5 protein-coding genes are annotated in these 4,338 nt (G+C 56.1%); 3 read left to right on the forward strand and 2 right to left on the reverse strand.

The genetic code is table 11. The annotated features are described in order from the left end of the window. Both NCN04_RS08450 and NCN04_RS08455 read left to right on the forward strand, forming a co-directional pair. The coding region (locus tag NCN04_RS08450; RefSeq protein WP_250395797.1) for a 4-hydroxy-3-methylbut-2-enyl diphosphate reductase at window positions 1-936 on the forward strand (936 nt) is incomplete at its 5' end. A 60-nt stretch (window positions 937-996) separates the two neighbouring features. Next, window positions 997-1,623, forward strand: coding sequence for a DUF1997 domain-containing protein (locus NCN04_RS08455; protein WP_250395798.1), 627 nt, complete (start codon window positions 997-999; stop codon window positions 1,621-1,623). 6 nt (window positions 1,624-1,629) lie between these two features. On the opposite strand, the gene NCN04_RS08460 is transcribed toward NCN04_RS08455, so the two are convergent. Then, window positions 1,630-2,091, reverse strand: coding sequence for a DUF4079 domain-containing protein (locus NCN04_RS08460; protein ID WP_048347800.1), 462 nt, complete (start codon window positions 2,089-2,091; stop codon window positions 1,630-1,632). Window positions 2,092-2,141: 50 nt separating this feature from the next. Beyond that, complete coding sequence (purH, locus tag NCN04_RS08465; RefSeq protein WP_250395799.1) at window positions 2,142-3,731, reverse strand: bifunctional phosphoribosylaminoimidazolecarboxamide formyltransferase/IMP cyclohydrolase; 1,590 nt, start codon at window positions 3,729-3,731, stop codon at window positions 2,142-2,144. Between the two features lie 60 nt (window positions 3,732-3,791). Between purH and NCN04_RS08470 the strand changes: the two genes are divergently transcribed. Then, window positions 3,792-4,338, forward strand: a 547-nt coding sequence (locus NCN04_RS08470) for an alpha/beta hydrolase (protein ID WP_250395800.1), incomplete at its 3' end; no start/stop codon positions are given.

The raw sequence follows: 4,338 nt of genomic DNA on the forward strand, positions 1-4,338 counted from the left end.
ATCTGGATCACCAACGAAATCATCCATAACCCCTCAGTGAATGACCACCTAAGAGAAATGGACGTGTTGTTCATCTCCGTGGAGGGTGGAGTGAAGGACTTTTCGGGCGTGGCAACGGGCGATGTGGTGATCCTTCCCGCTTTTGGCGCCACCGTTCAAGAGATGCAACTGCTCAATGAGCGTGGCTGTCACATAGTTGACACCACCTGTCCATGGGTTTCAAAGGTGTGGACGACGGTTGAGAAGCACAAGAAGCAATCCTTCACGTCGATCATTCACGGCAAGGTGAAACATGAAGAGACGCTTGCAACCAGCTCCTTTGCCGGAACGTATCTCGTCGTTCTCGATCTTGAGGAAGCCCGGCTTGTCGCTGATTACATTCTCGGCAAAGGCAATCGTGAATCATTTATGGAACGGTTCTCCAAGGCCTGTTCTCCAGGATTTGACCCCGATCGCGATCTCAAACATTTGGGTGTGGCCAACCAAACCACCATGCTCAAAAGTGAAACCGAAGAAATTGGACGCTTATTTGAGCGAACCATGCTCAGCAAATACGGGCCTACGCAGCTGAATGAGCATTTTTTAGCGTTCAATACCATCTGCGACGCCACCCAGGAGCGGCAGGACGCCATGTTCTCGCTCGTTGACGAAACAGTGGATCTGATGGTGGTCATTGGGGGCTACAACTCCTCCAACACCACCCATCTGCAAGAAATTGCCGTCAGCCGTGGCATTCGTTCCTTCCACATCGACACTCCAGAGCGGATCCACACCGACAACTCGATCGAGCACAAGCCCCTTGGCGAAGAGCTCACAGTCGAAGAGTTATTCCTGCCCAGTGGGCCCGTAACCGTAGGGATCACCTCGGGGGCCTCCACCCCAGATCGAGTTGTGGAGCATGTCATCCAGAGACTGATCACCCTGAGCGAAAACTGATCACCAGCTCCCTTTACATTGGTTCATGATGGCGACTTCTCCAACCGGGGACCTCCACACGTGCTGCTCTTGACGAGACCCTCAACCGACACATTGCGCGGTAGCGATAGCCGTCAAGTTCGCTGCTATCGCAGTCAATTTCGCGATCGCATGGAGATGCGTGCCGACTTTCAAACCGTTGGCACCTACCTCGATCTTCACGAAGGCTGGTTTCGACGTTGTGCTGCACCCATGGAGGTCACGGTCATTGACGAGCAGGCCTATGCCCTCACTCTCGGGCGATTTGGCAATTTCGGGTTTGAGGTGGAACCAACGATCGGATTGCGCCTTTTACCGCAGAAGGCTGGCAATTACGCGATCTGTACGGTGCCTCTCAGACATCAAGATCCAGCCTTAGCCGATCTCTATGACGTTGACTTCCAGGCCAACCTCAGTCTTGAAGACAACAGCTCAAGCGACTCACCTGAAGAACTCACCGCTGTGAGCTGGGACCTGGACCTTTCGGTTTGGATTCACCTTCCCAAGATGATCACGCTGCTTCCTGATGGGCTGGTTCAGTCCAGCGGTGATCACCTCTTGCGCCAAATTGTGCGACAAATTTCAAGGCGACTCACCTGGAAAGTCCAAGAAGATTTCCATGCCAGTCACGGGCTGACCTGCCCGCCGAGAAGGCGGGCTGCCTTCTGATCAAGATCAGCGGTTCTCCCAGATTTTGTTCACGATCTGCATTCCGCTCACCGCCTGCCAAAGGAACAAGGTGAGCATTCCCATGTTGAGCCCAACGTGAACTTTGCGCGCAATCACATTGCCCTGCTGCATGAACGGAGCCAAGGCTGCCGCTAGAGCAATCATTCCGGTCATCGCTAAGCCCACGAGCAGATGCGGACCCACAAACAACTTGCCGTTGTTGAGGTAAGTCACGGCCATACCTCCGATCATTCCGGTCACCATCACCGCGAGGATCAGGCTTCCCCAGCGGTAATGACGCTGAGCAAACTTGCCCGGCAATAGGGCCTTGCGCTGCTCTGGGGTCCCTGTCCGAACCTTCTTGGCTTTGATGCCAAGAAACATCGAATAACCACCTGCGGCCAAAAGCCCCCACATCATCAGGGGGTGCATAAAGCTGGCGGCAAAAGGCAGAGCTGGCAGGTTCATGGGTCAGTTCGTTGGGTGGACAGTCAAAACGAGATTAGGTGCCCGTGTTCTTAGTGAAGAAAGTGACGGCGTCCGGTCAACACCATCGCCAAACCAAGTTCATCGCAAGCTTTGATCGAGTCAGCATCCCGAAGGCTGCCGCCTGGATGGATAACGGCCTTAATGCCATGGCTTGCGGCAAGGCGAACGGTGTCATCGAACGGGAAGAAGCCATCACTGGCGAGCACTGCCCCCACGGCTTGTTCACCAGCAGCCTCTAAGGCAAGTCGAGCAGAGCCAACTCGATTCATTTGACCTGCGCCAACACCCAGGCTCTGCCCATCGCGTGCGACCAAAATCGCATTCGAGCGCACGTGACGCACAAGCTGCCAAGCAAATCTGAGATCGGCGTGTTCAGACGCGGTGGGTTGGCGCTGGCTCGCCACCGTCCACGCGGAGGGATCGATCGGTTGATCGTCGAGATCCTGCACCAACACACCACCAAGAATACTGCGGACATGGTCTTTCGGTGCCGCATCAATGGCCTCAGGCGCCAACTCGATCAGGCGGAGATTGCCTTTAGCCGCCAAAATTTCACGCGCTTCTGGGCTGTACCCAGGCGCCACCACACACTCCAAAAACAGGCTTGTGAGCTCCTTGGCCGCTAGGCCATCAACAACAGAGTTCATGGCAACAATGCCACCGAAGGCGCTGATTCGATCACCATCAAGAGCTCGAGTGAGGGCGATGGCTACGCCATCACCCACCGCCACTCCACAGGGATTGGTGTGCTTGACCACCACAGCCGCCGCTTGTTCAGCGGGATGGAGACCAGATGATCCATAACCAAACTCACGAACGGTGGCCAGGGCCGCTTCCAAATCGAGCAGATTATTGGTACTGAGCTCCTTCCCTTGGAGCTGCTTGGCCCCCCCCCATCCCATGGGGCTACTAAACCAAGCCGCTTTCTGGTGCGGATTCTCCCCGTAACGCAACGTCTGCCGAAGCGGAAGAGCTTCCAACCAAGGCAAGGCTTCTGCTGGAGCCGCGGCCTCAACATCAGGTTGCAACTCAGGACGAGATTGCATCCAGCGACTAATGGCAACGTCATACGCAGCCGTATGGGCAAAAGCCTCCAAGGCCAACTGCCTGCGCACATTGGCGTCCACACCTCCAGCCGATCCAGACAGCGCTTCCAAAAACCTGTCGTACTGCTCAGGGCTGGTGAGCACCGCAACATGGGCATGATTTTTTGCCGCAGAGCGAACCATGGTGGGTCCGCCGATATCGATGTTCTCAATGGCCGTATCCCAACTCACATCGGGGGTTGCGACGGTTTCCCTAAACGGATAGAGATTCACAACCACCACATCGATGGGGTCGATCTTCTGTTCGCGGAGATCCGCCTCGTGGGCCGAATCTCCGCGTCGCGCCAAAATTCCACCATGAATTCGAGGGTGGAGGGTCTTCACGCGACCGCCAAGAATCTCTGGCGCACCGGTGTGGTCTGCCACTCGTGTGACAGGCAATCCAGCCTCTTCAAGCACTTTGGCGGTTCCACCACTGGATAGCAGCTGATAGCCATGGAGCCGATGGAGAGCCTCAGCAAGGGGCACCACCCCACGCTTATCAGACACGCTCAGCAAGGCAGTTGGAGCCATGGCAGCAGGACGAAAGACAGGGCTTGAGCCAACCTACGCAGCAACCGCGCACTTGATGCCATGGCCGCCGATCTGCTCTGCCAACCCTCACGCAAAGCTCGGGCACGGCTGGTGCTTCTTCATGGCTGGGGAGCCGATGCCGGCGACCTGATGCCGCTGGGACAAGCGCTTGCCGATGCGATCGCGACACCACTTGAGCTGGTTGCCCTGCAAGCCCCCCAACGCCAAACTCAAGGATCGGGACGCCAGTGGTATGGCCTGTTTCCAGCCAACTGGGCCGCTGTTCCAGCAGCTGTTAAAGGATTAAAAGAACGCATCAAAAGCCTGAGTTCAGAGGAGATCCCACTGGAAGCAACGGTGCTCTTGGGCTTTTCTCAAGGAGGAGCCATGACCATGGCTGCCGGCTGTGACTTGCCTCTCGCAGGATTAATCGCATGCAGTGCCTATCCCCATCCCAACTGGCAAGCTCCTGTCATTCGCCCCCCTGTACTTCTTCTGCATGGGCAGAAAGACGATGTTGTGCCGCATTCAGCGGCCTTGGCGCTTAAAAACGAGTTAGTGCAGAGCAATCAAGCGTGTGACCTCTTCAGTTTCGACAATGGACATG

It is taken from the genome of Synechococcus sp. MU1655 (genome assembly GCF_023630655.1).
Taxonomy (GTDB): Bacteria; Cyanobacteriota; Cyanobacteriia; order PCC-6307; family Cyanobiaceae; genus Synechococcus_C.